Origin of the sequence: Streptomyces anulatus, from assembly GCF_014650675.1 — a bacterium.
Lineage (GTDB): Bacteria > Actinomycetota > Actinomycetes > Streptomycetales > Streptomycetaceae > Streptomyces > Streptomyces anulatus.
This window is the reverse complement of record NZ_BMVK01000004.1, coordinates 559,318-584,710: the sequence shown is the minus strand read 5'-3', so window position 1 is coordinate 584,710 and position 25,393 is coordinate 559,318. Positions and strand designations below refer to the sequence as shown.

Sequence of the window (25,393 nt, the reverse complement as noted above, 5' to 3'; positions counted from 1 at the left end):
GCGCCTCCGATCGCACCGGACGCACCGGACGCACCGGACGCACCGGACGCACCGACGTACTCGGATCCCCAGGAGCACACAGATGAGCGGCACTGCTCAGATCGGCGTCACCGGACTTGCCGTCATGGGACGCAACCTGGCCCGGAACTTCGCCCGCAACGGATACACCGTCGCTCTGCACAACCGCACGGTCGCCCGCACCCATGAACTCGTCGAAGAGTTCGGCGGCGAGGGTCATTTCATCGCGACCGAGAGCGCCCGGGATTTCGTGGCGGCCCTGGAAAGGCCACGACGCCTGGTCATCATGGTGAAGGCCGGGGAGGCCACGGACGCGGTGATCGCGGAGTTCGCGCCTCTCCTGGAAACCGGCGATGTGATCATCGACGGAGGCAACGCGCACTTCGAGGACACGCGCCGCCGGGAGCGCGAGCTGCGCGAGCAGGGCATCCACTTCGTCGGCACCGGCATCTCCGGAGGCGAGGAGGGCGCGCTCGAAGGACCCAGCATCATGCCGGGCGGCAGCGAGGAGTCGTACGACTCGCTCGGGCCGATGCTGGAGAAGATCTCCGCGAAGGCCGAGGACGGCGCTCCGTGCGTCACACATATCGGGCCGGACGGCGCCGGGCACTTCGTGAAGATGACGCACAACGGCATCGAGTACGCGGACATGCAGCTGATCGGCGAGGCCTACCAACTCCTGCGCGACGTGGCCGGATACTCCCCCGCGCAGATCGCGGACATCTTCCGCACCTGGAACACCGGGCGCCTGGACTCCTACCTCATCGAGATCACCGCGGAAGTCCTCTCGCATGTCGACGCGTCGACCGGCAAACCCTTCGTGGACGTCGTGCTCGACCAGGCGGAGCAGAAGGGCACCGGCCGCTGGACCGTGCAGATCGCCCTCGACCTGGGCGTTCCCGTCTCCGCCATCGCCGAGGCCGTATTCGCCCGCTCCGTCTCCGGCCACGCCGACCTCCGTGACGCCTCACGCCACCTCACCGGACCGACCGCACGCAGGCTCGGCGCGGACGAGGCGGCGGCATTCGCCGACCAGGTCGAGCAGGCGTTGTACGCCTCGAAGATCGTCGCCTACACCCAGGGCTTCCACGAGATCGCGGCCGGCAGCGAGCGGTACGACTGGAACATCGACCTCGGCAAGGTCGCCTCGATCTGGCGCGGCGGATGCATCATCCGGGCCGCGTTCCTCGACAGGATCACCAGCGCCTACGAAGCCCGGCCGAGGCTGCCCAGCCTCCTCGCCGACAAGGGTTTCGCGGAGGAGATCGCCGCCGCACAGGGCGACTGGCGCACCGTGACCGCCACCGCCGTCACCCGGGGCGTCCCCACCCCGGCCTTCGCCGCCACCCTCGCCTACTACGACTCGCTCCGCGCCGATCGCCTCCCCGCCGCCCTCACCCAGGGCCAGCGCGACTACTTCGGCGCACACACCTACCACCGCACCGACCGCGAGGGCACGTTCCACACCCTCTGGGGCGGCGACAGGACCGAGGTCGAAAGCTGACCCGCCTTCGAGACCGGCGCTCCGGTCGATCTGGACGGGGAGGGTGAGGATGCCCGTGTACCCGCGGTGAGGATGCCCGCGTACGTACCCGCAACCTCAATGTTCACCGTGCGTATTTCAGGTCCCGGTGTGTGCGGTCACCATCCGAAGCGGCGCCCGGCGCGGTTGCGCTCCACGGGCGGGGGGCGAGGATGGAACGAGGGGGCGGACCCGGGGGCGAACAGCAGCGGCGTCCCGCGAAGCCGCCCGAACAGGGTGCCCGCGCGCCCGCGACATGGAGCCGACATGACCGATCTTCCTCCTCCGATCACGCCCTGCCTCGAACCCGCCGCGAAGGAACTGTGCGAGGCCACGGACCCGCATCCGCGGATCTACGAGGTCCCCCCGGAGAAGGGCCGCGACATCCTGCTCGGCCTGCAGAGCGACCGGAGCGTGCCCCGCCCCGAGGTCGACGAGGAGTGGGTCGACGTGGACGCGGGCCAGTGGGGCACGGTCCGCACCCGCATCATCCGGCCCAAGGGGGCCACCGGACAGCTGCCGGTGGTGTTCTACATCCACGGCGCCGGCTGGGTCTTCGGCGACGACAGGACGCACGACCGCCTCTTCCGCGAACTCGCCGTGGGCGCCGGGGCGGCGGGCGTCTTCCCCGTCTACGACCGCGCACCCGAGGCGAAGTACCCCACCCAGGTCGAACAGAACTACGCGGTGGGCCAGTGGGTGCTGGAACACGGCGCGCAGCACGGCCTGGACACCTCCCGGATCGCCGTCACCGGCGAGTCGGTCGGCGGCTGCATGTCCGCCGTCTTCGCGCTGATGAACAAGGAGCGCGGCGGCATCGACCTCAAGGCGCAGGTCCTGCTGTACCCGGTCGCCGACGCCGACTTCAACACTCCTTCGTACCTCCAGTTCGCCGAGGGCTACTACCTCACCCGGGACGGCATGAAGTGGTTCTGGGACGCCTACACCGGCAACCTCGCCCACCGCACGGAGGCGTACGCCTCACCGCTCCGGTCCTCCCTGGAGCAGCTCCGGGGCCTGCCCACCACGCTGGTCATCACCGACGAGGCCGACGTCCTGCGCGACGAGGGCGAGAAGTACGCCAACAGGCTGCGCGAGGCAGGCGTGGACGTGACCTCCGTCCGCGTGGCGGGCATGGTCCACGACTTCCTCCTCCTGGACAGCCTGCGCGACACCCGCGCCGCGAACGTCGCCCGCAAGCTCGCCGTCGACGCCCTGCGAACAGCCCTGCACGACGGCTGAGGCCGCCCCACCGCGCCGACGGCCCGGACTCCTCGGTACCGGGCCACCACGATCTCGTGCCGGCCGTCAGGACGGCCCATCCGGTGGCGGACCCGCGCCATGCCCGCCGCCGGGCAAGGGCCTTGCCTGGCCAGCTCACCGGCAAGGCGTGTCCGGCGGATCCTGACCGGGTCCGTGCGCTCCCCCGGCCGGGCGCTCCCGGCGTGCGGCCGGGGGCGGGACGTGGGTTAGTGGCTGCGAGCCCTGTTCGTCGGGGTCCGTCGACCGCCGGCTGCTCACCGCCGTCCGTACACCGTCGTAGTGGAGTGCGCGCATGCCCGAAGCCGTCCCGGATCCCGTCTCCGTCCAGCCCGTCGTGGCGCCGTTGACCAGCGCGGCGCTGTTCCTGGTCGGCACGATCGAGCCGGGCGGCGAGAGCGCGGTGCGGGACGTGCTGCCGGATCTCGCGGCCGCCGCCCGGTCGCTCGGCTTCCGGTACCCGGACGCCGGTCTCGCCTGTGTGGCGGGGTTCGGCTCCAGCGCCTGGGACCGGCTGTTCGCCGGGCCGCGCCCGGCTCACCTGCACCCGTTCCCGGAGCTGCGAGGGCCTCTTCACCACGCCCCGGCGACCCCCGGTGACGTACTGCTGCACATCCGGGCCGAGCGGATGGACGTCTGCTACGCGTGGGCGACCCAGCTGCTCGACAAGCTAGGCGGAGCCCTGCGGATCGTGGACGAGACGCACGGCTTCCGCTACCTGGACCACCGGGACCTGCTCGGCTTCGTGGACGGTACGGAGAACCCGGTGGGCGACGACGCCCGTTCGGCGGCGCTCGTCGGGGCCGGGGACGATCCGGAGTTCGAGGGCGGCAGCTACGTCGTCGTACAGAAGTACCTGCACGACCTGACGTCCTGGAACGCGCTCTCCGTGGAGGAGCAGGAACGCGTCATCGGCCGCACCAAGTTGGACGACGTCGAGTTCCCCGACGACGAGAAGCCCGCCGACTCCCACCTCGCGCTCAACACGATCACCGACCCGGACGGCACCGAACGGGACATCCTGCGGGCGAACATGCCGTTCGGGAGCTTCGGGAAGGGCGAGTTCGGTACGTACTTCATCGGGTACGCCGCCGATCCCGACGTGACCGAGCGGATGCTCCGCAACATGTTCCTCGGCGATCCGCCCGGGACGCACGACCGCATCCTCGACTTCTCCACGGCGGTCACCGGTTCCCTCTTCTTCGCCCCCCGCGCCGACTTCCTCGACGCTCCGCCGCCCCCGCCCGTCCTGACCAGCTCCGGGGACCGGCCGGAACCGGTGCCCGCACCGGTCCGGCAGGAGCCTGTCGCGGCCGGGGCGGACCACGGTTCGCTGCGCATCGGCAGCCTGCAAGAAAGCGCCCAGTGATGAACAATCTGCATCGCGAACTCGCTCCGGTCACCCCGTCCGCCTGGGACGAGATCGAGGAGGAGGCACGGCGCACCTTCCGCCGCCATGTCGCCGGCCGCCGTGTCGTCGACGTGTCCGATCCGGACGGTCCGACGCTGGCCGCCGTCGGCGACGGCCATCTGACCGATATCGATCCGCCCACCCCGGACGTGGTGGCCCGGGCCCGCACATCGATGCCGGTCATCGAGTGGCGGGTGCCGTTCACGGTGACCCGCCAGGCCGTGGACGACGTGGAGCGCGGCTCCGCCGACAGCGACTGGCAGCCCGTCAAGGACGCGGCACGCACCTGTGCGTTTGCCGAGGACATGGCGATCATCGACGGGTACGCGGCGGCCGGGATCACCGGCCTGCGGGACGGTTCCTCGCACGATCCGCTGCCCCTGCCCGCCGACGCGCGGGACTATCCGGTGGCGGTCAGCCAGGCCGTGACGCGGCTGCGGCTGGCCGGTGTCGACGGCCCGTACCGGCTGCTGCTCGGCGCGGACGCGTTCACCGAGGCCGCCGAGACCTCCGACCACGGCTATCCGGTCAAGACGCACTTGAGCCGCCTGGTGGACGACGAGATCCTGTGGGCGCCCGCGGTCAAGGGCGGGGTACTCCTGTCGACCCGGGGCGGGGACTTCGAACTCTGTCTGGGCCAGGACCTGTCGATCGGCTACGCGGACCACGACGCCACGAGCATCCACCTCTACTTCCAGCAGGCCTTCACCTTCCGGATGCTGACACCGGAGGCCGTGGTCGGCCTGATCGCCTGATCCCCGGGGGCGCTCACCGGCGCGTGGCCGGGCGACCGAGCGCCCCCGTTCCGCCGAAGACCCGGGGGCAGCCATCAGGGACTCTGGCCGTATGACGCAGACGACTTCCGCGCACCACCAGGGCGGCACGGCACCTCCGGCAGCCCGCTTCGACGCCGTCGTCCGGGCGGCCGTCGGCCAGGGGCTGCTGGGCGAGGGCGGCCCGGTCGCCGGATTCATCGACCCGGAGGGCGTACGCGCCTCCGTCGGCGCCCTGCACGACGCCTTCGCCGCCACGCCCGAGGTGCTGCACACCTTCGCGGCCAAGGCCTGCTCCCTCGTCCCGGTGCTGCGACTGCTCGCCGACTGCGGCATGGGATGCGAGGTGGCGAGCCCCGGTGAACTGCGGCTGGCCATGGAGGCCGGGTTCGCCGCGTCCCGTGTCGTCCTGGACTCCCCCGCCAAGACTCGCGAGGAGATCCGGCTGGCGCTCGCCCTCGGTGTGGCCGTCAACGCCGACAGCCTCGACGAACTGCGCCGCATCGACGCCCTCCGTAACCCGGGCACCGCCTCCGTCCTCGGACTGCGGGTCAACCCTCAAGTGGGCGGTGGCTCGATCGGGCCGATGAGCACGGCGACGGACACGTCGAAATTCGGGGTCGCGCTGCGCGACCCGGGGGCCCGCGAGGCAATCGTGGAGGCCTTCCGGGAGCGGCCGTGGCTGACCCGGCTGCACACCCATGTGGGCTCCCAGGGCTGCCCGTTGGAGCTGATCGCGGACGGGGTGGCACGGACGTACGAGCTGGCCGAGGAGATCAACGCCACGCTGGGCGTCCGGCGGGTCACCAGCCTGGACATCGGCGGCGGCCTCCCGGTCAACTTCACCGATGAGACGGTGCGCCCCGGTTACGCGGACTACGTGGCGGCCCTGACGGCGGCCGCCCCCGGCCTCTTCTCCGGCCGCTACTCCCTGGTCACCGAGTTCGGCCGGTCGCTGCTGGCGAAGAACGGGTTCATCGGGGCCCGGGTGGAGTACACCAAGGATGCCGGGGGTCGCCGGATCGCGCTCACCCACGCGGGAGCCCAGACCGCGACACGTACCGTCCTCATGCCCGACGCCTGGCCCTTGCGGATCGGGGCATTCGGCCCGGACGGCACTCCCAAGACCGGGCCGTCGCTGGCGCAGGACATCGCGGGACCGTGCTGCTTCGCGGGGGACGTGGTGGCGTACGGCAGGGAGCTGCCGGAGCTGGCCGAGGACGATGTGGTCGTGCTGTACGACACGGGGGCGTACTACTTCTCCACCCCGTGGGCGTACAACAGCCTGCCCCGTCCCGCGGTGTACGGATTCCGCGCGGTGGCGGGGCCGGCGGACGGGTCGGGGCACGACGGACCGGTGACGTTCACGACGGTGCGGGACGCGCAGTCGCTGGACGACATCGCGGCGGAGAGCGGCCTCGCGCACGCGGACGCGCTGATCCAGCGGGACGGCTGAACGGGCGGGCCGGGCCCTGGCACCGGCCGGAACCGGACCCGGCCGCCGGTCACGTCCCGGCGGGCTGCGGCTCGGGCTCCGGATCCGGTACGGGGTCGGGGCCCGGCGCGGGCGGCTGAGGGATCGGGTCCGGCGCGGGGCCCGGCGGTACCGGCCCCGGGCCCGGCGGCACGGGCGGCGGGCTGGGCACCGGAGTGGGCGGGCCCGGTACGGGCGGAGGCGTCGGCGAGGGCGGTACGGGGTCGGGGTACGGGTGGGTCATCACGATCCTCCACAACGGTACGAAATGGACAGATGGAGCTTTCCTCCACCGTCTCCCGGAGCGGCTGCCCGCGCCTGCCGAGTCCACACCTGCGCCGGGCGACAGCCGCGCGGGCCGACGTGTGCCGGGCCGTCCGGAGTGGGCAGGACTCCGGCGAGGCGCCCGGACCTGACCGGATCCGTCCGGATCCGCGACCGGCGCCGTCGATGCGAAAGGTGTCTCCCATGCCCCTGCCGAGCGTTCTCGCCGTCCACGCCCATCCGGACGACGAGTCCCTGTTCTGCGGTGGCGTCCTCGCCCAGCACGCGGCGGCCGCCGGCGCCCGCACCGCGGTGGTCACGGCGACCTGGGCGGAGGGCACGCACAGGGCCGTCGAGCTCGCCGGGGCCCTCGACGCCCTGGGGGCGGGCGCCCCACGACTGCTCGGCTACGCGGACGCCCGTGTGCCGGAATCGGCCCCTGGCCGGCCCCGGTTCCTCGACGCGCCGCTGGACGAGGCCGTGGAGGCCGTCGTCGGCCATATCCGTGACGTCCGGCCGGAGATCGTGATCACGGTGGACGCCTACGGAGGCATGACCGGCCACCCCGACCACGTACACGCCCACCGGATCACCGCGCTGGCGGTCCGGGCCGCCGGCCTCCCCCGTTTCTGTCCGGGATCCGGTGATCCCTGGCAGCCGAGCGCCCTCCACCTCGCCACGCACCCCCGCTCGGCGGCCGTCCCGGTGGGCGGGCGGCTGGCCCGGCCGGGAACCCCGGCCGACGCGCTGTACTGCTCGGAGGACGCGTGGATCACCACGACCGTCGACGTGGGCCCCTGGTTTCCGCAGAAGCTCGCCGCGATCCTGGCGCACCGCAGCGAGGTGGAACGAGGAGCGGCGCCCGGCCGGATCGCCGCTCTGCCTCCGGCAGTTCAGCGCGAGGTGCTGGGCACCGAGTGGTACATCCGCCACGACCTCGCACCACGGAGCGGGTCGGCCACGGAACTGAGCGCGTGAGCTGCCCCGGGCCTTGCCCCGGTGGGGGGGGGCGGCTTGGTCCGGTAGCCCCTGCGAGGGCAGCGGCCGCGATTCCGCTACGGCCGCTACGGCGACTACACGCCCCTAGCCCTGCCCCTGCCCCTCCCCTCCCCTCCCCTGCCGTCAGAACAGCTCGGGGTAGTTCCTGAGCTGCCGCTCCGCCTCCTGAACGAGCTCGGCCGGTGCTTCGGGCGCCTCGTCGGGGTGACGCTGCGCCCACTTCGCCGCGTACGGGCACAGCGGAACGACGGGGACTCCCTCGCGGGCCGCCATGGTGTAGAACTCCCGGACGAGCGCCCCCGCGATGCCCTTGCCCTCGTGCTCGGGCCGGACGACGGTGTGCACGGCCACCAGCGCCCCGGGGGCCGGGTCCATGACGAAGTACGCGATGGTCCCGGTCGGCTTGCCGTCCTCGTACGCCACGAGACTGCCGTGCTCCCGGTCGTCCCTGATCTCTACCGCTGCCTTCTCGGCCATGGCCCCTGCCTTCTCGTTCGTGGACGGGGACGTCACCCGTCCGGAAACACGGACGGCAACCTCAGCCGCCCGCGACGACGGCCTGCGGGCTCCGCTCCGTACGGGTCCCGGGGACCGGCGCCGAGGCGTCGGCGCCGAGCGCCACGATCCGGTTGTCCGCATCCACGTGCACGACCCGCGGCACGAGGGCACGGGCCTCCGCGTCGTCGACCTGTGCGTAGCTGATCAGGATGACCAGGTCACCGGGGTGCACGAGGTGTGCGGCCGCGCCGTTGATCCCGATGACACCGGAGCCGCGCTCGCCCTCGATGACGTACGTCTCCAGGCGGGCGCCGTTGTCGATGTCAACGATATGGACCAGCTCGCCGGGCAGCAGGTCGGCGGCCTCCATCAGGGCGGCGTCGATCGTCACGGAACCGACGTAGTGCAGGTCGGCCTGGGTGACGGTGGCCCGGTGGATCTTGGACTTGAACATCGTGCGCAGCACTTGGGACTCCTCTGAGGCGGCTCCCTGCCTGCTTTGCGCAGGTCAAGGGCGCTCTCGACTTTACACCGGCACGTGCCGAACAATGCCTGTGAGGAACATCGCTCCCGCCGGGCGAAACGGCTTCCTCCCCGGGCTTGCCCTTCGCACCGCCGCCTGTTGGGACGACCGCCCCGGAACGCGCGGGGACTCGCACTGACCGGATGCCGACATGCCTGATGACCCGTCAAGCATGAGGGAGACCTCGGCGCCGATGGCTCCCCTCAGCACATGGGTGACCTGCTCGGGCTCAAGGTCGATACGTTCGAGCCCTTCCAGGGTCTGTGGGACCTCCTCCAGCGCAAACTCGCCGCGATTCTTTCGTCGCGATCGGCGATCGGCGATCGGCGCTCGGCGCTCTGTGACGCCGGGACGGAATGTCGGTGGACAATCCGGGTGCGCCGGTTGATCACGTCGGGAAACACTGTGCGGATGAACTCCGCAGCCTCCTCAACAGCGCATGAACGGGCCCTTCGGCATGTCGCGGAACTGGCGTCGGGCCCTCCGGTGGACCCGGGGCTGCGGGTGACCCTCAACTTTCACCCGGACCGGCTGCTGCACGGAAAGCCGATCCTGGACGCCCTGGCCGAGGACGGCGTCTACCGCTCGCAGTTCGTCACGGGGACCAGCAACGGCGGACTGACCGCGTATCCCGGCGGGGACCGGTGGGGCTGGGAGAGCCGAATCTTCGGCGGTGCATACGACAAAGCACCTGCTCATGAGCGGCCGGTCTACGGGGCGCTGAACTTCCGTCGCAAGCCGGTCGGAGCGGCACCACGGTTCGGCTCCGGCCACTTCCGGCTGACTGCCGAAACACTGGCGCGGACCACTTTCTGCTACCCGGACAGCTTCCTTGAACCTGCGGATTTCGGTGTCGCGGCCAGCATGGGGCTTCTTGAGCTTGCCCTCGCCGATCGTCAGGACGACCTGGACGACTACATCGAGGCGCAGGTACACGGGCCGGTGCGGCCGATATGCCACGTGGAGGCGCTGGTCCTGGACCCCTGCTACCGGGGCACGGCTGTCGAGGACGCGGCCCTGCGTCTCGGCTGCCCCGTGGAGTGGCATCTCGGTTTCCGGCTCAGCGTCGAGGAACTCCGCCGCCATCCTGGCTACCGCGGCCAGGAGCACGTCGACTTGGGCACGCAGATCGCGGTCGACGGCGTACTCGATCCCCGCCTCGTCGGGGATGCCGCACGCGCAGGCCACTACGACCCCCAGGCCGTCAAGAAGGTGTGGCACTACCTCGCGCGTTTCGGCGCGCCCCGGAAGGACGCTGACGAATCGGCGAGTGCGTCACCGGTGGAGGGGGCTGTACTCGATGGCCCTCGCTGAGGGCTGGTCCCGGAGATGCTGCGGGAGTCGTTTCGGGCCGTAAGGCTGATGGAGGAGTACGTCGCGGGCGAGGACCTGGTGGTGCTGCTGGGGCCGGTGTCGGAGCCGCTGCGGGTGCTGCTCGCCGGGCGCCCGAACGTGGCCGGGCGGCTGCTGGAGCCTTGGCGGTCGGTTGCCGGATCGGGGCCGGCTGGAGGCGGTGTGGCTGGGCCGGCAGGGCACCGCCCCGGCTCCCTACGTCTGGCCGCCCGCTCCAGCCGGGCGACCAGCACAGAGTGCCGATCGCCGTGTCGATGACCCGTCCGTCGGCGTGAAACGGCAGCAGAAGCCACGTTCTCCGAGGCGTGCCGAACCCGTCGCGCACCTGTGCCGCGCCTGTGGCGAGCCTGTGTCATTCCCACCTCAGCCTGATATGGGCGTCTCAGCGCGCCTCGCTGACGCTCCGTTGAACGTTCCGGCTGTCGCACGGGCAGCCCTCACCGCTATTTAGGAAAAAATGACATACAAGGGACGCATCGTCTTCGCAGTTGCCCTCACCACCCTGGGGCTCGGGCTCACAGCCTGCAACGACGGCGAGGACTCGGCAACGACACAGGAATCACCTTCGGCCTCCGCCCCGGCGTCGCCCGACCCGAGCAGCGAGAGCCCGTCCGCGGGCACCGACGACGACGCCGCCGCTCCGGCCGGTGATGTCGCCGCACCGGGCACGGAGGTCAAGATCGGTGACCGAGCGGTCCTGCCGTTCACGTACGGGACCGACAAGAAGGGCACCATCGCCGTGACCGTCACGGCGATCGAGAAGGGGGCCGAGGCCGACATGGCCGCCTTCGGTGACAAGGCGAAGGGCATGACGCCCTACTACATCCGGATGAAGGTGGAGAACGTCGGTGGCACCGACCTGTCGTACGCGTCACTGAAGTTGCGCGGCAAGCTGGAGGGCGGCGGCCCCACGGGCGTCATCCTGATCGGCGACCTCCCGGACAAGTGCGACAGCGAATCGGCACCCCGCGACTTCACCACCAAGGGCGCGTCCTTCGAGACCTGCTCGCTCAGCGCCACGAAGACCGATCCCATCGCGGCTGCCTCGTTCGAGGAGGGTGACGCGTACCGCGACAGCCCGGTCCTCTGGACGAGCTGACCACCCGATCCCGTAATCCGCGCGCCGGGCATCTCGTCCTTGACGGAATGCCCGGCCGGCGGCCGGCCCGCGCTCTCCAGCTTTTCGGCGAGCAGCACGGTGTGCGGTGGCCGACCGTGCTTTCTGAGCCGGATCGACCGGTTCGCACCCTGACCGTGATCATGCCCGGCCACCTGACAGGTGGAAGTGGGTGACGGAGCAGGCGCCTACCGTATTTTTGCCCGGTTCAATCGTGTTGATCATCACCCCGTCAGACATGATCGATCAGGCTAGTTTTCTCGAGTGTGACTGACTCTCATATTCCGGATTCCGCATACGTCTCCGCCGCGCTCGCCGACGCCCTGTTCGCTGGTCAGCTGGGCGCGGCTCACGATCGATGGAGGCGGCTCTTCAGCTCCGCCCCGTTCCGTTTCCAGGAGGGGCTGACCCACCGAGAACGCATAGACCTGAGCTACGACCGGCTCCGGCTGGTCAACGAGACCGTAGAGGCTCCGCAGGTCCTCGCGAACGATCCGGTCGAACTCACCGCCGTCCACGAGTGGGCCGGTGCGGTGGACCCCGGCATGGCCACCATCGTCGCCATCCACTACAACCTCTTCTTCGGAAGCCTGGTGGACCACGAACCGGCAGGGCGCGACCTGGCCGAGTACGTCCGCGCGGACCGCATCGGAACGTTTCTCTGTACCGAGGTTTCCCGTGGCAATGACGCCGTGCATATGTTGACCACAGCGACGTTCGACCGGGCGGCGCCCGGGTTCGTGCTGAACACCCCGACGCCCGCCGCCGCGAAGTTCATGCCCAACACCAGCCCGGCCGGAGGGGCGAAGGGGGCCGTCGTCGCGGCCCGCCTGATCGTCGACGGCACCGACCACGGCGTCTTCCTGTTCCTGACGCCGCTCAGCGACGCCGAAGGCAGCCCGTTACCCGGTGTAGAGGTGCGGCCGTTGCCCCAGACGGCCAGCAGCCCCGTCGACCACTGCGCCACGACGTTCCACAACGTCCGCCTCCCGTTCGACGCCCTCCTCCAGGGCGACCACGGCCGCCTCACCCCGGACGGCGAGTTCACCAGCGCACTCGGAAGCCCCCGCCGACGGTTCCTCCAGTCCATCGGACGGGTCACGATGGGCAAGCTCTGTATGACCGCCCACAGCCTCGGCGTCATGCGGCACGCTCTCGACGTCGCCATGCGCTACGCCCACACCCGGGTCACCTCGGGCATGACCAACGGACAGCGCGTCCCGCTGATCGCCCACCGCGGCCACCACACCCCCCTGCTCGACGCCGCCGCGACGACCTACGCCGCCACGCTGCTCCAGCGGTCGGTCGTGCGTCAGTGGGACCGGGCGACCGGCGAGGAACGCGAGGCGTACGAGCGGCTGACGGCGATCAGCAAGGCCTGGATCACCTGGCGGGCCCGCGCGGTCATGACCGAGTGCCGCGAGCGTTGCGGAGCCCAGGGCCTCATCCAGGCCAACGGCATCGCGTTGCAGCTCGCCTCCATCGAAGGCACGATCACGGCCGAGGGCGACAACCAGGTCATCATGCAGAAGGCCGGGGGCGAGATGCTGCTCGGCGGCGTCGACCTCAAGCCGGAGAGCGAGATCGCGCCCGCTCACCGGGAGCTGACCGACCCCCAGCACCTCCAGGACCTCCTGGCCGACATCGAGCGCATCTCCCACACCCGTGCGAAAGCCCGGCTCCGGCAGCGCGCCGCATCCCCGCTCGCCCGCTGGAACGCGACCGTGACGCCCGCCGTCGCGCTGGCCGACGCCCACGTCCACCGGCTCGCCGCCGAGTCCCTGCTGACCGCCGCCGATCAGGTTCCCTCCGGGCTACCGGCGGACCTGCTGCGCGGGCTGCACGCCCTTTTCGCCCTGCGCCAGGTCGCCGCGCACAGCGGAGACCTGCTGGCACGCGAGCGCATGACGGCCGATCAGGTCGAGCACCTGCCCGACGCCGTCGACGCGGTCCTCGGCTTCCTGGAGCCCCACGCGCTGACCCTCACCCACGCCTTCGCCATACCCGATGCGCTGCTGGAGACGCACCCGATGCTCAGCACCTGACCAGCACGACGGGGGAAACAGGTCCCCCGGCCGCCGGACGGGGACGGCGGCCGGAGCGACACCGGCGCGGTGTCGGCTTCCTTCTCGCCGCCGGTGGATTCGGCGGGATCGAGCCGGTACCTGGCGATGGACGGTCCGAGGGAACGCGAACGCTGCGCCTCGGCGTCAGTTGAGCGCGACGGGAGGCGGTGTGCCGTAGAAGGTGAGCGGCGGCCAGCCCTTCGACTGAGCAAGTGCTGACAGCGCCTCGGCCACCTCGAGGGGCGTGATGTCCTGCGCCGAGGGGTAGCCGTTCGGCTTGTCGACGCGGAGCTTGAAGGTCACGTCCATCATCAGATCGCTCTCGGACATTCTCGCGTCGGCCCGGAACTCGCTGCCCTCCATGAACTCAACCGTTGTTGTGGCCGGGTCCGCTTCCGCGGCGTCGGCCGCCGAGGTGGACGCGAACACGGCTCCTGCCGCGGCCGTCCCTGAGTACCCCAGCAGCTTGCGTCTCGATATCTCCGACACGAACCCCTCCCTCTGTCGACGTTCCGGGCATCCCGGAGCTGGAATCGATCCTATGAACGAGAGGCTCCTCGCGAAGGGCTTTCCCCGGTTCTGGGAGGGGCTGCTTGTTACCCCACCGCCGAGGCCGCACCCGACTCGGGCGGCCCGTCCCGTTCAGCTTCGCGCTGCCCTTGATCGCGGCGAGCACGGCGGTCAGCACGGGGTCGACCTGCTTGCGCCCCTCCATCGCCGCCAGGACCGGGCGTCCGTGAGGTCGTTGGTGTCGGGCACTCGACGGCTCGCACAGGACCGGCCCACCCGTGACCGCCCCCGCAGTTGATCGTTGCCCACACGTACTGGCGGCCGGAGCCGCAGAGGCCGACGAACGTGGACAGGACAGCGAAGCCGATGAGTGTGGACAGGACAACCTGCCCCGGACAACCGTTCGCGCAGCCCGGCGCGGGAGTACTCGCCCACTCCCGCGCCCTGCGGTTCTGGCTGGACCCGGCCAACCTCGCGGCCCGCCTCGAGCAGGCGGGCCCGGTCGTCCCGACCAGGACAGGCCCGGCGACAGCCTTCCAGGTCAACGACCCGGCACTGCTGCGCAAGGTCGGCAGTGATGAGGACACCTTCCGGTTCTGGGGCCCGGACCCGAGCCTGCGCGACTTCAACGAGAACGGGGTGGTCGGCCTTGAGGGCACCGCCCACCGGGAGCGGCGCGCCGTGATGAGGCCCGCGTTCACCGCGTCCCGGCTCACCGCTCTCGGGCCCAGCGTCCAGGCCCGTACGCGGCAGCTCCTCGCCGACCTGCCCGCGGACCGACCGCTCGACATGCGGGTGGAGATGAGCCGGCTCGCCTGCGGCCTCCTCGTCAGCTGTGTCCTCAACAGCGAGCTCGCTCCCGACACCCTGTCCAAGATCGCAGCCGCTCGCTCCACCCTGTCCGGCGGCATGTTCTGGCGCTACGCCCTCGCACCCTGGCCCTGGGTGCCCGTGCCCCGGCGCCGCGCCTGCCGCCGTGCGCTCGCCGAACTGGACGAGGCCGTCCGCCAGGTGCGAGCCCGCCACCGCCCCGACCCCGACGGCGGGGATCTGGTGTCCTTGCTCGAAGCTGCCGCTCCCGGGAACTCCCACGTGGTGCAGCGCGACATTCGCGCTCTGCTGATCGCCGGCATGGAGACGAGCGCCTCCACCCTCGCCTGGACCTGCTACGAACTGGGCCGCAATCCGCACTACCTGCAGGCGCTCCAGGAAGAAGCAGACGCCACGCCCGATCCGAGCCGCCTCCAAGCACACCAACTCCCGCTCGCGACCGCCTTCGTTCAAGAGGTCACCCGCCTCCACGGCATCCCGTTCCTGGTCCGCCGCACCCGCCACCAGACCAACCAGGGCGGTGTACAGATCCCGGCCGGAGCCGTGGTCACCCTGCCTCTGGGGGCCCTGCGCCGCGACAGGAACCGCTACCGCGACCCGGACGTGTTCGACCCGCAGCGCTGGCTCCCCCACGCCGAGCCGTCACCGGCCCCCACCGCGCTGCTCGCCTACGGCCTGGGTCCCAGGTACTGCCCCGGCGCAGCCGCGGCCGATGCCATGCTGCCCGTCGCCCTGGCGACCCTGGCCGGGTCGCGCACGCTGCGCCCGGCGCGGCCGGGCCGCAAGATCGGCGTGAGCCTGGAACTCACACCGACGCCCAAGGGCCTGACCATGTACGCCACACCGTGCGAACCTCAGCTCGCCGACACCGGGCCGGCACCCGACACGAACATCGTTTCCGGTTCCGGGGCGCCACCATGCTCAGGAGCTGGTCGGCCAGCCTGACCGCGCCCGCCTCCTGCTCGGCCCTCCGCCGCTTCGGCGCGGAGGGCCGCCGGTTGCGTACTTCATGCGCTCGTGAGTACCGGTCAGTCCTGGGTGCTTTTCCTCTACCAGGCATGCCAGAGCACACCATGACGGTGACGGACCGGCGGTATATCCGCGTCGTCAAGGTCGTGGCCGGCGCGATGCAGCCCGCGGATCCGCTGGGCCTCCAGGCGCCCCTGGAGCCGGGCGCGCCCCTCAGCCGAAGCGATCTCTCCGGAGAACGAGCCCTTCCGGCAGTACAGCACCATCCCTTGCCAAGAGGTGATCCGGCGCAGTGTCTTCGCCGGGGCAGGGCGACGGCCTTCACGGGCGGCTTGGGCCAGTTCGGCGTTCGCGTAGCGCAGGTCATACAGGGAGATGGTCTCCGATGCGCCCTCTCGGACGCGGAGCTGACGGGGAGTCGTGCGGACGGTTCGGGACATGAGAAACCTCCGTAAGGCTCTCTGGGCTTTCCAGAGGGCCTACGGCGGGTGCGTAGTGGTCAGCACAGCCCAGCTCCCTTCGTCGGGCGGGACGATCTACCCGCAGCACAGTAGTCGCGCGGAGATGTGGAGGCCGAGGTTTCCCGCTCGCCCCTACTGCCGGGTCAAGCTCCAAGATCACGTCCACGCGAGGAGAGATATGGGCACCTGGGACATCGGCCCCTTCGACAACGACACCGCCGCAGCAACGGGTAGTCGGTGTGCCCGTAGGAGCCGTGCCATCGGCCGCAAACGGCGGTGATCAGACCTTGAACGGTGATCTTGCTGGGCTGCGCGGCTCGTACACTGACGAAAATGGAGGACCACACGGCCACCGGGATCGCCGCCCATCCGGCACCCGCCTTGCGGCAGTACGTCGACTCGTACGTCGGTTTCGACCTCCGCGGGCTCCCGGCGGGGGTGCACTGCGGCCCGCCGAGCCGCGCGCTCACTGCGGTGATCAGCCTGTCAGTTCCTTTGGAGCTGTCGGCGGGTGTTGACGGCGGGTCACCGGCCACCCGATTCAGCAGCGTGGCCGGCGGTCTGATGAGCCGGTCCGTCGCGATCCACCACGACGGACGCCAGCGGGGCGTGCAGCTGTCGCTGACACCGCTCGGGGCCCGGGCCATCTACGGCATTCCCGCCGCCGAGCTCGCCCAGCGGCTGGTCCCACTCGACGAGCTTCTCGGAGCGCTTGCCATCGAGCTGGTCGACCGGCTCCGAGCGGCGACGACATGGACCGCGCGGTTCACCGCGCTGGACGAATTACTCCTCCGAGCTGTCGGCCGCCGCACCGGCGGCGACCGCGCGCCCCGGGAGCGCCCCGAGGTGGCCGAGGCGTGGCGCCGCCTCGTCGCCGCGCGGGGTTGCGTCCAGGTTGGTGCGATCGCCGCGGAACTGGGCTGGAGCCGTCGGTATCTCACGGAGCGGTTTCGCGGTGAGGTGGGCCTGTCGCCGAAGACCTTCGCCCGGGTTCTGCGCTTCGAGCACGCACACGAACTGGCGGCGGCACAGGACCCGCTTCCGTGGGCCGATGTGGCAACCGTCTCCGGCTACGCCGACCAGGCCCATCTCGTTCGGGACTGGCGCGAGTTCACGAACCGAACACCGACGGCCTGGCGTCGCGGCGAAGTCCTCCTCGGGGCCGGGTAGCCCCCAACCGTCCGCGCGTCGCGTCGGCCTCTCTTCCCTTTCCTTCAAGACCACCCGATCGCTGTCGTGGACGATCGCCGGCATGAGACTCGTCAACCACGAACGCAACGCCATGGACCTGCGGACCACCCCTGTGCACCTCGGACGGGGATCGAGAGCGAAGCCCGTCGAGGGCTTCGCCTGGGAGCCGGAGGTGCTCCAGGCCTACAGCGCCGCCGTCGCGGCGGACGGTGCCGAGGGCCGGATGGTGATGATCTTCGACGGCGACGGCCGCGGCGACCACTGGGAGAGCCACCCTGCAGGCGACGAACTGGTCGTTTGCCTCAGCGGGTCCGTGACGGTCACCCGCGACGTGGACGGGGTGCCCGACCGCGTTCAGCTCGGGCCGGGCGAGGCCACCATCAACCCGGCCGGGGTATGGCACGTGGTCGACATGGAAGGGCCGACGTCCATCCTGGCCATCACCGCGGGCCTCGGCACCGAACACCGCCCTCGGACCGACCCCCCGACCGGACGCGTCGGCGCGCCCGGCCCGGAGGAAGCGCCGTGACCCTACGCGTCGCGTGCCTCGGCGACAGCCTCACCCGCGCGCAGTTCAGCGCCGACTACCTGGGTCCTCTCGAACGACGCCATCCTCCCGGTGACGTGCGGCTTGCCCGCTTCGGCGTCAACGGCGACTTCGCCCACAACCTCTTGCAGCGCCTCGATGCCGTCGTCACGAACCCGCCCGATGTGATCACCGTGTTGATCGGAACCAACGACGCCCGAGCAAGCCTCGCCGGCTACCCCGTCGATCAGGCCATGAAGCGTAAACAGCTCCCCGAACGCCCGTCAGCCGGCTGGTTCCAACAGTGTCTGGGAGCCGTCGTCGCACGGCTGCGAGCGGAGACCGACGCGACGATCGGTCTGCTGTCGCTCCCGGTCCTCGGCCAACAACTCGACGGAGCAGCGGCCCGGGCATCGCAGGCATACAGCCGGATGGTCGCCGAGGTCGCCGCCACCGACGAGGTGGTCTACCTTCCGCTCCACGAACGCCAGACCGAGGAACTGCGCCGAGCGGACCCGCCACCGATTCCCTACCGCGAGGTGACGCCCGCAGCGGTCGTCGGCGTCCTCGTCCAGCACGCCGTGCTGCGCCGCAGCTTCGACACGATCGCGCAGCGTCGAGGTCTCGTGCTCACGACGGACCACATCCACCAGAACAGCCGTGGAGCCGCTCTTGTCGCCGAGGTCATCGACGCCGGACTGCTGACCCGGAGCACGTAGCTGGTTCCAGCGCCCAGCCGGTCGGATGCCATCTTCCGCGTGGAGGTGGCATCCGATCCAGGCGTTCAACGCTTACGGCCCCATCGCGGTGGGGCTTCTGCGCGGCGGTGATCAGCCTATGGGCGTCGACCGCGATGACAGCGGCACGGATGACGACGTACATGAACGGCTTCGTCGCCCGGGTTGCCCAGACGTCCGGGCGGGGCGACAGGCACGGCAGCCCCCACAGCCGTTCCGAACCCGGTGCGCTGTCCCGTCGCCGCGATCCGAAGTCAACCTCGGTGCCCATGAGTTGTGGTGTGAAATGATCCGGGCCAGGTTCGCGCGCCCCGACAGTCGCGGGCCGTCGTCGAGCAGAGGTTTGGAGTGTCATGATCCGCTGCACCGCATCCACCGAAGTGCTTGCGGGATGACGGGTAGGGCAGACCCGGCCGGTGGCATACCGGCGGAGATAGGTCCGTACCGGCTGGAGGGGTTGCTGGGTGAGGGCGGCATGGGCCGCGTGTACCTGGGGCGCACGCCCGCCGGAAGTGCCGTGGCCGTCAAGGTCGTTCACCGTGCGTACGCCGCGGACCCGGAATTCCGCAAGCGGTTCGCGCTGGAGGTCGCGGCGGCCCGGCGTGTTCAGGGGCTCTACACCGTGCCCGTCGTCGCGGCGGACCTGGACGCCGGGGAACCCTGGCTCGCCACGGCCTACGCCCCCGGGCCGTCCCTCCAGCAGGCCGTCGGTGAATGGGGGCCGCTGCCCGCCGACGAGGTCCTCGTGCTGACGGCGAGGATCGCCGAGGCGCTGGAGACCATCCACGCCGCCGGAGTGATCCACCGCGACCTGAAACCTTCCAACATCGTCCTCACCGCCGACGGACCCAAGGTCATCGACTTCGGCATCGCCCGCGCCGTGGACGTCACCGCCGTCACCGCCACGGGTATGCGCGCCGGAACGCCGGCCTACATGGCACCCGAGTACATCCGGGGGCAGCAGGTCACCGAGGCCGGTGACGTCTTCGCGCTCGGCCTCGTCGCCCACTTCGCCGCCACCGGACGGCTCGCCTTCGGCGGCGGCAGCGACCACGGTGTGGCGTACCGGATCATCGAAGCGGCGCCCGACCTCGACGGCTGCCCCGAGTCCGTGCGCCGCGTCGTGGCGCGCTGTCTGGAGAAGGACCCGGCCCGGCGGCCGACGCCCGCCGAGGTCGTCCGGCTCTGCGGCGGGGCGGAGACAGGGGGCACCGGTGACGGCCGCACGCCCACCGTCGTGTCCGCACCTCCGGTGACCGGCCCGGACGCGCCCACTGCCACCGCACCGGCGCGCACCCCCGCACCGGACGCCGGCCCCGTGACCCCGTCCACACCGCCGTACGTCGCCCTCCTCGGCGTCGTCGGTGTCATCGCCCTGGCCGCCGTCCTGGTCGCGGTGCTGCTTCCCTCGTCGAAGAAGCCCCCGAAGAGCAAGCAGCCGTACCCCGTGGTCGCGGCGACCGCGATCTTCGCCAAGGGGACCAGCGGCATCGCGTTCAGCCGGGACGGCAGGACGCTCGCCACCGGCGGCGAGCAGGGCAAGGTCAGGCTGTGGGACGTCGCCACGCGCAAGGTGCGCACCACGCTCATCGAGAAGGACTGGGCGGGGAAGCCCCTGAGGGTCCTCAACGTGGTGTTCAGCGCCGACGGGAAGACCCTGGCCACAAGGACCTACAGCCATGTGGTCGGTGTCTGGGACGTTGCGGGGCGACGGGAGATCCGCCGCATCGAGGAGCACGCCTATTCCATCGCCCTCAGCCCCGACGGCAAGCGGATCACCCTCGGCAGCAGCGTCGGAGCCGGCCTGTGGGACGTCAACAGCCGCAGTGAGGACCCGCGTGCCCACTTCACACAGGAGGTGCGCGTGACGGACGTGGCGTTCAGCTCCGACGGCAAGACCCTCGCCTCCGTCGGTGACGCGTCCGACAACCGCAGCTCCCCGAACAACGAGCCGGCCAAGCTGTGGGACCTGACCCGGATCGATCCGGAGCCCTACGGTCAGGGCGACCCCCGCCGCAACCTCGCTCTCGAGGACGTCACCTACGCCGTCGCGTTCAGCCCCGACGGCAAGACCCTCGCCACCGGCGGACCCGGCGGCGACGTGCGGCTGTGGGACGTGGCCACCGGCCGCCTCAAGGCCACCCTCGCCAACCGCCGCATCGAGGCCCGGGACCTGGCGTTCAGCCCCGACGGCCGGAGCCTCGCCGTCACCGCCGACGGCGGGGTGCTCTTGTGGAACCTGGCCGACCGCAGGCCGAGCGCCATCCTGGCCGACGACGACACCGGCTACGGTGACGACGAGATCCGGGAGCTGGCCTTCAGCCCGGACGGACGGCTCCTCGCGGGCAGCACCCTCGGGGGCGTCGACGAACCCGACGAAGGTTCGGACAGCCCGGACCAGTACGGCGCCCCGGACGACCGCGAGGCGAACAACGGCGTACGACTGTGGGAGGTCCCCTCGGGGTCCGCTCCGTCAGCGTCTCCCTGACGGGAAGTCAGGGGGACGCGGGTTCCGGGGCCCGCTTCGTCCTGCCGGCCTTCCACGCTGCCCTCCATCGGCCGACCAGCAGCGACCTATCCCCTACGCGTGGTCGGCGAAGGGCTGGGGCTCATGCGCCCTGAGCGAGACAGAGCGGCCGTCGTGCGGGGCGAGGACCGCCACAGCGCCACCACGCTGAACACTGCGCACCCACCGATCACCGTAGTCGGGCAGCCCACGCATGACGGACGAGGGCGCCTCGCAATCTTCGGCGGAGCCGAACCCGGTGATGGACTCGAAGTAGTTGCCGCCTCTGGCGTCCGGGCCGAAGATCTCGTGCGCTGCGTTCACTCCCCTCGGCCGCCTCACTGATCGTTTCAGAATGAGCTGCGGAGTCGGCTCAAGCAGATGACGGAACAGGCGAGATGAAGCCTGACGTGGAAGCTGCGCAGAAGCCCGGGCTCTCGGTCCCACCCTGGTCCGCTCGGTCATTCGGTGACGGTGGCGGGCGCGTCGTCCCAGGCCAGTGAGGACATCCTCCACCCTGACGGGGTCCGGACGAACTGGGTGGTCTTGTGGCCGGAGCCCTCGAACCACTCGCCGTGATGGAAGCCGGACTTGCGGTATTCACTGAACCGGTGCGCGATCGATCCGAAGATCTCGGTCCGCTCAGCGACCTCCCATTCGCAGAACTCCGTCAGCGTCCCATCTGTGAGCATCTTCTGCCGGGGCTCGATGAACGCATCGAGGTCGTAGATGACGGGCTCGTCCCCGACGTTCGCGATGATCCTGCCCTGCGGAATGAAGACGTCGCGGATGACCCCGAGGTCCGGCCGGCTGTCGCCGGTGTTGGTGAAGGCGCCGACGAACACGCGCATCAGCCGATCGAGCTCGGCCTGGACGCGGGACCCGGACACTTCGCCGGGAGAAGGCCATTCTTCGGAAAGGACCGACCAGACTTCGCTGTCGTGCCGCACACCTCGATACGAAGAACGCTGCCGCAGCACGCCGTCGCGGGTCATACCCAGCCGGCGCGCGACGGCGATGCTGCGGGTGTTGCCCGCCGCGACCCACCATTCGACGCGGCTCATCCCGCGTTCCTGGAAGGCCCAGTCGATCAACACCCGGCAGGCCCGGGTCACCAGGCCCCGTCCCTCCCCGGCCTGCTCCAGCCAGCAGCCGATCTCGCACACCCCGGAGGCGCTGTCGAAGCGGGTGAACATGACGCCGCCGACCAGCGTGCCGTCCAGCCAGATCCCGTAGATCCGGCCGGTGTCCTCGGCCAGACGGTCGGCGTAGCGCTGGAGGGAAGCCGTGGCCGAGTCGAGGTCGGTGCTGAACGTCGCCCAGGGTATCCACGGGTCCACGGAGACCCGGGCGCGGTCGATATGGGCGAGGAACTCCTGTGCATGCCAGGGCACCAGGGGGCGGAGTTGGGCATGGTCGCCGAGCGGCAGGGTGAACATGGGAGCCTCGCTCTCTGGATGCGTAACAAGCGTTCGGTACGTAAGCTAGCAGCATGCCGCCCGCACCAGGAGACCGTGAAGCCCGCCGCAAGGACGTATCCGAGGCGGTGTGGCAGGTACTCGCCGAGAAGGGGTTCGGTGGGCTGACCCTGCGTACCGTCGCCGCTGCGATGGGGGTCTCGACCGGGATGCTCATGCACTACTTCCCGAGCAAACGGGCCCTGATCACGCACGCCTTGGACCTGCTGGAGAAGCGCACCGCAGAGAGGCCCCGCCGCGCGCGTCCCGTCGCGGGCCTCGCCACCGTGCGCGCCATGCTCCTGGACATCCTGCCGCTGACCCCGGGCGACACCGCCCGCAACCACATCTGGGTCAGCTCCTGGGACCTCTCCCTTGCCGACGACGGGCTCGCCACGGATCAGGCCGACCGCTACACCCGGCTGCGCTCGACGATCCGCCCACACCTCGAAGCCGCACGCGACCTCGGCCAGCTCCCCGCAGACGCCGACCCGGAACAACTCGCCGCCACTGCGGTCGCCTTCACCCACGGACTCGTCGTCCAGGCCCTCTTCGACCCCGGCCGATTCCCCAAGGACGTGCAGATCACCATGCTCGACGACTTCCTCGCCTCGACCGCGCTGCCCCGGTCCGACGGCGGCAGCCGGCCGGCTCCTGGCATCAACGAACGGTCCTACTGATCAGAGGATGGTTCGCAGTCGTCTCAAGCGGATGAATGCTGCAGGCGAGTTGGAGCAGGCCGAGGGGGAGGTCGGCACGTATCCCGTAGCGGGTCCGCAGTCGTTCGAACCGGTGGAGCCAGGCGAAGGTCCGCTCGACGACCCAGCGGGTCTTCCTGGGCCGGAACCGTGGGCGGTGCCTTTGCGGGCGACCTTCTCGCACCTGATCCGGGCCGCACGCCACAGCCTTCCGCGACCCGCTTCAGTCGCGGAGCGCGGAGACCAGGCTGGCGACGGTGACCGTGTTGAAGACGAAGGCGATGATCGCGTTCGCCGAGATGGTCCGCCGCATGTCGCGTGAGGTCACGTTGACGTCGGTGGTGCCGAAAGTCGTCATGACCGCCACGGCGAAGTAGACGTAATCGGCCCAGGCGGCGGTCCCCGCTCCGGGGAAATCGAGTGCCTCACCGTTCTCCACCAGGTTGTCGGCCTGGAAGGTGACCGCGAACGCCACGACGACGCAGGTCCAGGCGATGACGACGAGCGACAGTGCCAGCAGGGCGCGCGAGCCCTCGCCGAAGGTGGTGCTGAGGTGGCCGGGCAGCCACACAACGGCCACGGCCAGCGCGGCGGCCGCGATGAGGATGGACGCCCCCGGTCCGGGCGCGGTGCCCAGGACGTACCGCTGCAGGAAGGTGCCGCGGGCTTCCCGGTCCGCCCAGGAGCGGATCCGCTCCGGTGAGGCGCTCAGGAAGGCGATCAGCGTGATGGCCAGGTACGGGACCAGGTAGGCGAAGAGCACCAGTACGCCGACGTCGGAAGCCGAGATCCGCGCGACGCTGTCGAGGGGCAGCACCAGGGCCGCGCTCACCGAGATGAGCAGGCACACGAGTGAACGGCGTCGTTCGGACAGCCAGGAATTCACGGGCAGGTTCCTCCGGACGTTCACGGTACGGATGCGGCGACGCTAGATGAATGAACTCCCCCTGATGGCGTGAGCCCTCGCGGCGTCCACGAGGTAGCGCTGCCCGTCCCCCGAACGGCGCACGGAGTGAGCTGCCCCACCGCGTCGGGCGCCCTCCAGGCCGACGGCCCGCAGCCGGGCGGGGAGTCCGTAACAGCGGCAGGTGGCCGCTGACGGCCCGCCGAGCGGGCCGCTGTCTCCTCGATCGCCCATGCTCCTCACGAGCGGCATGCTGCGTTTGAACCGATCATGCGGGCCAGTTGTCGGCCCGTCGCCCGTAGTGGGCTCCTCGCGGCGCACGGCCTGGGCGACCTGCTCGATGACCGTGTCGAAGTTCAGAGGGTGAGAAGGCTTCGCAGCGTGAGACTGATCCCCACGGTGAGGACGGCGAGCGCGGTGAGCACCGTCGCACAGCGGGTACAGCGGCGCAGGGAGGGCAGGTGGCGTTCGCTCAGTGCCGCGAGTCTGCTGCCGCCTCCGGAGAGCAGGAGGCCGGCGGCGGTGAGCGTGATGGCCATACCGAGCCCGTAGCCGACGTGGCCCCTCCGGGAAGCGCATCTGACGCCTTCCCCCACCCTCCTCACAGACTGGAACCCTCCATGGGTATGCACGCGATCCGCCGTCTCATCGCCGTGGCCGCCGTGGCCGCGCTCTCCGTCCCGCTCGGCCTGACGTCATCCGGAGCGGCCGCCCAGCAGCCGGCCGGCACCACCAGGGCGGCGGCCGTCGCCGCGCCGCTGCCGGGCGCCCACATCTCCCCGTGGGGCGACGCCCAGGTGGCGATCGGTGACGAGACCCTCGCCTGGATGGAGCGGGAGGGCATCACCCTGGAGGCCATCAGCCCGTTCGTGATGGACTCCGACGGCCGGGGTTTAGGCATGCCCATCGGTTCGACGGCCGGTGACGGGCTCGACTCCAAGGGACGCATCTTCTACCCCGGTGGCCTCAGGATCCAGCACCGGGCGTCCGGCAAGTCCATCACCCTGCAGTCCACGTTCATCCGCGTCATGCCGACACCCGCCTACTCCGCGGGCGTATCGATCGACGGCGAGAGGTTCCGCGAGGAAGTGGTGATCGCCGAGTCCACCTACGTCGAGGTCATGGCCGGCGCCCGTCCGAGCCCCACCGGCTTCCGCATCAAGAAGGCGCCGTTCTACGTCACTCAGGAAGCCGCGGACCTCTTCGCGGCGGCGACCGGAGCCACGGCTCCGCGCGCCGGCAGTCTCTTCGGGACGCTCACGCCCAACTTCGACTACGTCCCGGGTGCGGCGACGCCGCCTTCGTTCCCGACCTTCCCGTAACCC

General features: G+C 70.7%; 24 protein-coding genes and 1 pseudogene. 16 read left to right on the top strand and 9 right to left on the bottom strand.

Going from position 1 to position 25,393, the window contains the following annotated elements:
* Positions 1–82 precede the first annotated feature (82 nt).
* The 6 genes from gnd to IE272_RS14055 all read left to right on the top strand — a co-directional run bounded on the left by gnd (position 83) and on the right by IE272_RS14055 (position 7,700).
* Entirely contained in the window at positions 83–1,522 is a 1,440-nt protein-coding gene (gnd, locus tag IE272_RS14080) for an NADP-dependent phosphogluconate dehydrogenase (protein ID WP_190006967.1), read from the top strand.
* A gap of 285 nt (positions 1,523–1,807) precedes the next feature.
* Positions 1,808–2,782 carry an alpha/beta hydrolase gene (locus IE272_RS14075; RefSeq protein ID WP_050361923.1) on the top strand — a complete coding sequence of 325 codons (975 nt, stop codon included), beginning with the start codon at positions 1,808–1,810 and terminating at the stop codon, positions 2,780–2,782.
* A 313-nt stretch (positions 2,783–3,095) separates the two neighbouring features.
* Positions 3,096–4,169, top strand: coding sequence for a Dyp-type peroxidase (locus IE272_RS14070; protein WP_190006966.1), 1,074 nt, complete (start codon positions 3,096–3,098; stop codon positions 4,167–4,169).
* On the top strand, positions 4,169–4,966 hold the full coding sequence (locus IE272_RS14065) for a family 1 encapsulin nanocompartment shell protein (RefSeq protein ID WP_050361925.1): 798 nt from the start codon (positions 4,169–4,171) through the stop codon (positions 4,964–4,966). The genes IE272_RS14070 and IE272_RS14065 overlap by 1 nt, the downstream gene beginning before the upstream one ends.
* Positions 4,967–5,057: 91 nt before the next feature.
* The gene (locus IE272_RS14060) at positions 5,058–6,440 is read left to right on the top strand and encodes a type III PLP-dependent enzyme domain-containing protein (RefSeq protein ID WP_190006965.1); all 1,383 of its coding nucleotides are present in this window, start codon (positions 5,058–5,060) and stop codon (positions 6,438–6,440) included.
* A gap of 486 nt (positions 6,441–6,926) precedes the next feature.
* Positions 6,927–7,700, top strand: a complete 774-nt coding sequence (locus IE272_RS14055; protein WP_190006964.1) for a PIG-L family deacetylase — start codon at positions 6,927–6,929, stop codon at positions 7,698–7,700.
* Positions 7,701–7,844: 144 nt separating this feature from the next.
* Here the strand turns inward: IE272_RS14055 and IE272_RS14050 are convergent, their stop codons facing one another.
* Positions 7,845–8,198 (bottom strand): GNAT family N-acetyltransferase, encoded by a 354-nt coding sequence (locus tag IE272_RS14050; protein ID WP_190006963.1) that lies wholly within the window; start codon positions 8,196–8,198, stop codon positions 7,845–7,847.
* Between the two features lie 61 nt (positions 8,199–8,259).
* Positions 8,260–8,685 (bottom strand): aspartate 1-decarboxylase, encoded by a 426-nt coding sequence (panD, locus tag IE272_RS14045; RefSeq protein ID WP_050361929.1) that lies wholly within the window; start codon positions 8,683–8,685, stop codon positions 8,260–8,262.
* A 468-nt stretch (positions 8,686–9,153) separates the two neighbouring features.
* Here panD and IE272_RS14040 point away from each other — a divergent pair, with 468 nt between their 5' ends.
* From IE272_RS14040 to IE272_RS14030, 3 genes are all read left to right on the top strand, one after another.
* The gene (locus IE272_RS14040; protein WP_229897312.1) at positions 9,154–10,056 is read left to right on the top strand and encodes a DUF3626 domain-containing protein; all 903 of its coding nucleotides are present in this window, start codon (positions 9,154–9,156) and stop codon (positions 10,054–10,056) included.
* Between the two features lie 496 nt (positions 10,057–10,552).
* A complete protein-coding gene (locus IE272_RS14035; RefSeq protein WP_056705294.1) occupies positions 10,553–11,194 on the top strand; it encodes a hypothetical protein in 642 nt (213 codons plus the stop codon).
* Positions 11,195–11,478: 284 nt separating this feature from the next.
* The gene (locus IE272_RS14030) at positions 11,479–13,257 is read left to right on the top strand and encodes an acyl-CoA dehydrogenase family protein (protein ID WP_190006962.1); all 1,779 of its coding nucleotides are present in this window, start codon (positions 11,479–11,481) and stop codon (positions 13,255–13,257) included.
* Between the two features lie 165 nt (positions 13,258–13,422).
* Here IE272_RS14030 and IE272_RS14025 read toward each other — a convergent pair whose 3' ends face one another.
* Positions 13,423–13,767 (bottom strand): twin-arginine translocation signal domain-containing protein, encoded by a 345-nt coding sequence (locus tag IE272_RS14025; protein WP_050361934.1) that lies wholly within the window; start codon positions 13,765–13,767, stop codon positions 13,423–13,425.
* Between the two features lie 387 nt (positions 13,768–14,154).
* On the opposite strand from IE272_RS14025, the gene IE272_RS14020 reads away from it, so the two are divergent.
* Entirely contained in the window at positions 14,155–15,564 is a 1,410-nt protein-coding gene (locus IE272_RS14020) for a cytochrome P450 (protein ID WP_190006961.1), read from the top strand.
* Positions 15,565–15,668: 104 nt separating this feature from the next.
* On the opposite strand, the gene IE272_RS14015 is transcribed toward IE272_RS14020, so the two are convergent.
* On the bottom strand, positions 15,669–16,028 hold the full coding sequence (locus tag IE272_RS14015) for a hypothetical protein (RefSeq protein ID WP_190006960.1): 360 nt from the start codon (positions 16,026–16,028) through the stop codon (positions 15,669–15,671).
* A 354-nt stretch (positions 16,029–16,382) separates the two neighbouring features.
* Here IE272_RS14015 and IE272_RS14010 point away from each other — a divergent pair, with 354 nt between their 5' ends.
* From IE272_RS14010 to IE272_RS13995, 4 genes are all read left to right on the top strand, one after another.
* Complete coding sequence (locus tag IE272_RS14010) at positions 16,383–17,219, top strand: AraC family transcriptional regulator (protein ID WP_190006959.1); 837 nt, start codon at positions 16,383–16,385, stop codon at positions 17,217–17,219.
* Between the two features lie 82 nt (positions 17,220–17,301).
* On the top strand, positions 17,302–17,769 hold the full coding sequence (locus IE272_RS14005) for a cupin domain-containing protein (protein WP_057667136.1): 468 nt from the start codon (positions 17,302–17,304) through the stop codon (positions 17,767–17,769).
* Complete coding sequence (locus tag IE272_RS14000) at positions 17,766–18,485, top strand: SGNH/GDSL hydrolase family protein (RefSeq protein WP_190006958.1); 720 nt, start codon at positions 17,766–17,768, stop codon at positions 18,483–18,485. The genes IE272_RS14005 and IE272_RS14000 overlap by 4 nt, the downstream gene beginning before the upstream one ends.
* A gap of 409 nt (positions 18,486–18,894) precedes the next feature.
* Positions 18,895–20,991, top strand: a complete 2,097-nt coding sequence (locus tag IE272_RS13995; protein ID WP_190006957.1) for a WD40 repeat domain-containing serine/threonine protein kinase — start codon at positions 18,895–18,897, stop codon at positions 20,989–20,991.
* Between the two features lie 93 nt (positions 20,992–21,084).
* On the opposite strand, the gene IE272_RS13990 is transcribed toward IE272_RS13995, so the two are convergent.
* Positions 21,085–21,333: a hypothetical protein gene (locus IE272_RS13990; protein WP_190006956.1), complete on the bottom strand. Its 249-nt coding sequence runs from the start codon at positions 21,331–21,333 to the stop codon at positions 21,085–21,087.
* A 137-nt stretch (positions 21,334–21,470) separates the two neighbouring features.
* Entirely contained in the window at positions 21,471–22,448 is a 978-nt protein-coding gene (locus tag IE272_RS13985) for a GNAT family N-acetyltransferase (RefSeq protein WP_190006955.1), read from the bottom strand.
* A 53-nt stretch (positions 22,449–22,501) separates the two neighbouring features.
* Between IE272_RS13985 and IE272_RS13980 the strand changes: the two genes are divergently transcribed.
* On the top strand, positions 22,502–23,146 hold the full coding sequence (locus tag IE272_RS13980) for a TetR/AcrR family transcriptional regulator (protein ID WP_190006954.1): 645 nt from the start codon (positions 22,502–22,504) through the stop codon (positions 23,144–23,146).
* On the opposite strand, the pseudogene IE272_RS13975 reads toward IE272_RS13980, so the two are convergent.
* The 3 genes and pseudogenes from IE272_RS13975 to IE272_RS13965 all read right to left on the bottom strand — a co-directional run.
* A pseudogene (locus IE272_RS13975) lies at positions 23,147–23,335 on the bottom strand (transposase); the annotation flags it as partial.
* A gap of 52 nt (positions 23,336–23,387) precedes the next feature.
* A complete protein-coding gene (locus IE272_RS13970; RefSeq protein ID WP_073959473.1) occupies positions 23,388–24,050 on the bottom strand; it encodes a DUF1345 domain-containing protein in 663 nt (220 codons plus the stop codon).
* Positions 24,051–24,424: 374 nt separating this feature from the next.
* Positions 24,425–24,607: a hypothetical protein gene (locus IE272_RS13965; protein ID WP_056705311.1), complete on the bottom strand. Its 183-nt coding sequence runs from the start codon at positions 24,605–24,607 to the stop codon at positions 24,425–24,427.
* A gap of 81 nt (positions 24,608–24,688) precedes the next feature.
* Here IE272_RS13965 and IE272_RS13960 point away from each other — a divergent pair, with 81 nt between their 5' ends.
* Positions 24,689–25,390 (top strand): hypothetical protein, encoded by a 702-nt coding sequence (locus tag IE272_RS13960; protein ID WP_190006953.1) that lies wholly within the window; start codon positions 24,689–24,691, stop codon positions 25,388–25,390.
* Positions 25,391–25,393 lie beyond the last annotated feature (3 nt).

Bases quoted from the DNA above. Each gene is read 5' to 3' on its own strand.
- IE272_RS14065 (WP_050361925.1), top strand. From the start codon at position 4,169: ATGAACAATCTGCATCGCGAACTCGCTCCGGTCACCCCGTCCGCCTGG.
- gnd (WP_190006967.1), top strand. From the start codon at position 83: ATGAGCGGCACTGCTCAGATCGGCGTCACCGGACTTGCCGTCATGGGA.
- IE272_RS14005 (WP_057667136.1), top strand. From the start codon at position 17,302: ATGAGACTCGTCAACCACGAACGCAACGCCATGGACCTGCGGACCACC.
- IE272_RS13965 (WP_056705311.1), bottom strand. From the start codon at position 24,607: ATGGCCATCACGCTCACCGCCGCCGGCCTCCTGCTCTCCGGAGGCGGC.
- IE272_RS14010 (WP_190006959.1), top strand. From the start codon at position 16,383: ATGGAGGACCACACGGCCACCGGGATCGCCGCCCATCCGGCACCCGCC.
- IE272_RS14055 (WP_190006964.1), top strand. From the start codon at position 6,927: ATGCCCCTGCCGAGCGTTCTCGCCGTCCACGCCCATCCGGACGACGAG.
- IE272_RS13960 (WP_190006953.1), top strand. From the start codon at position 24,689: ATGGGTATGCACGCGATCCGCCGTCTCATCGCCGTGGCCGCCGTGGCC.
- IE272_RS14070 (WP_190006966.1), top strand. From the start codon at position 3,096: ATGCCCGAAGCCGTCCCGGATCCCGTCTCCGTCCAGCCCGTCGTGGCG.
- IE272_RS14075 (WP_050361923.1), top strand. From the start codon at position 1,808: ATGACCGATCTTCCTCCTCCGATCACGCCCTGCCTCGAACCCGCCGCG.
- IE272_RS13980 (WP_190006954.1), top strand. From the start codon at position 22,502: ATGCCGCCCGCACCAGGAGACCGTGAAGCCCGCCGCAAGGACGTATCC.
- IE272_RS14050 (WP_190006963.1), bottom strand. From the start codon at position 8,198: ATGGCCGAGAAGGCAGCGGTAGAGATCAGGGACGACCGGGAGCACGGC.
- IE272_RS14035 (WP_056705294.1), top strand. From the start codon at position 10,553: ATGACATACAAGGGACGCATCGTCTTCGCAGTTGCCCTCACCACCCTG.
- IE272_RS14020 (WP_190006961.1), top strand. From the start codon at position 14,155: ATGAGTGTGGACAGGACAACCTGCCCCGGACAACCGTTCGCGCAGCCC.
- IE272_RS14015 (WP_190006960.1), bottom strand. From the start codon at position 16,028: ATGTCCCGAACCGTCCGCACGACTCCCCGTCAGCTCCGCGTCCGAGAG.
- IE272_RS14060 (WP_190006965.1), top strand. From the start codon at position 5,058: ATGACGCAGACGACTTCCGCGCACCACCAGGGCGGCACGGCACCTCCG.
- IE272_RS13985 (WP_190006955.1), bottom strand. From the start codon at position 22,448: ATGTTCACCCTGCCGCTCGGCGACCATGCCCAACTCCGCCCCCTGGTG.
- IE272_RS14040 (WP_229897312.1), top strand. From the start codon at position 9,154: ATGAACTCCGCAGCCTCCTCAACAGCGCATGAACGGGCCCTTCGGCAT.
- IE272_RS13995 (WP_190006957.1), top strand. From the start codon at position 18,895: ATGACGGGTAGGGCAGACCCGGCCGGTGGCATACCGGCGGAGATAGGT.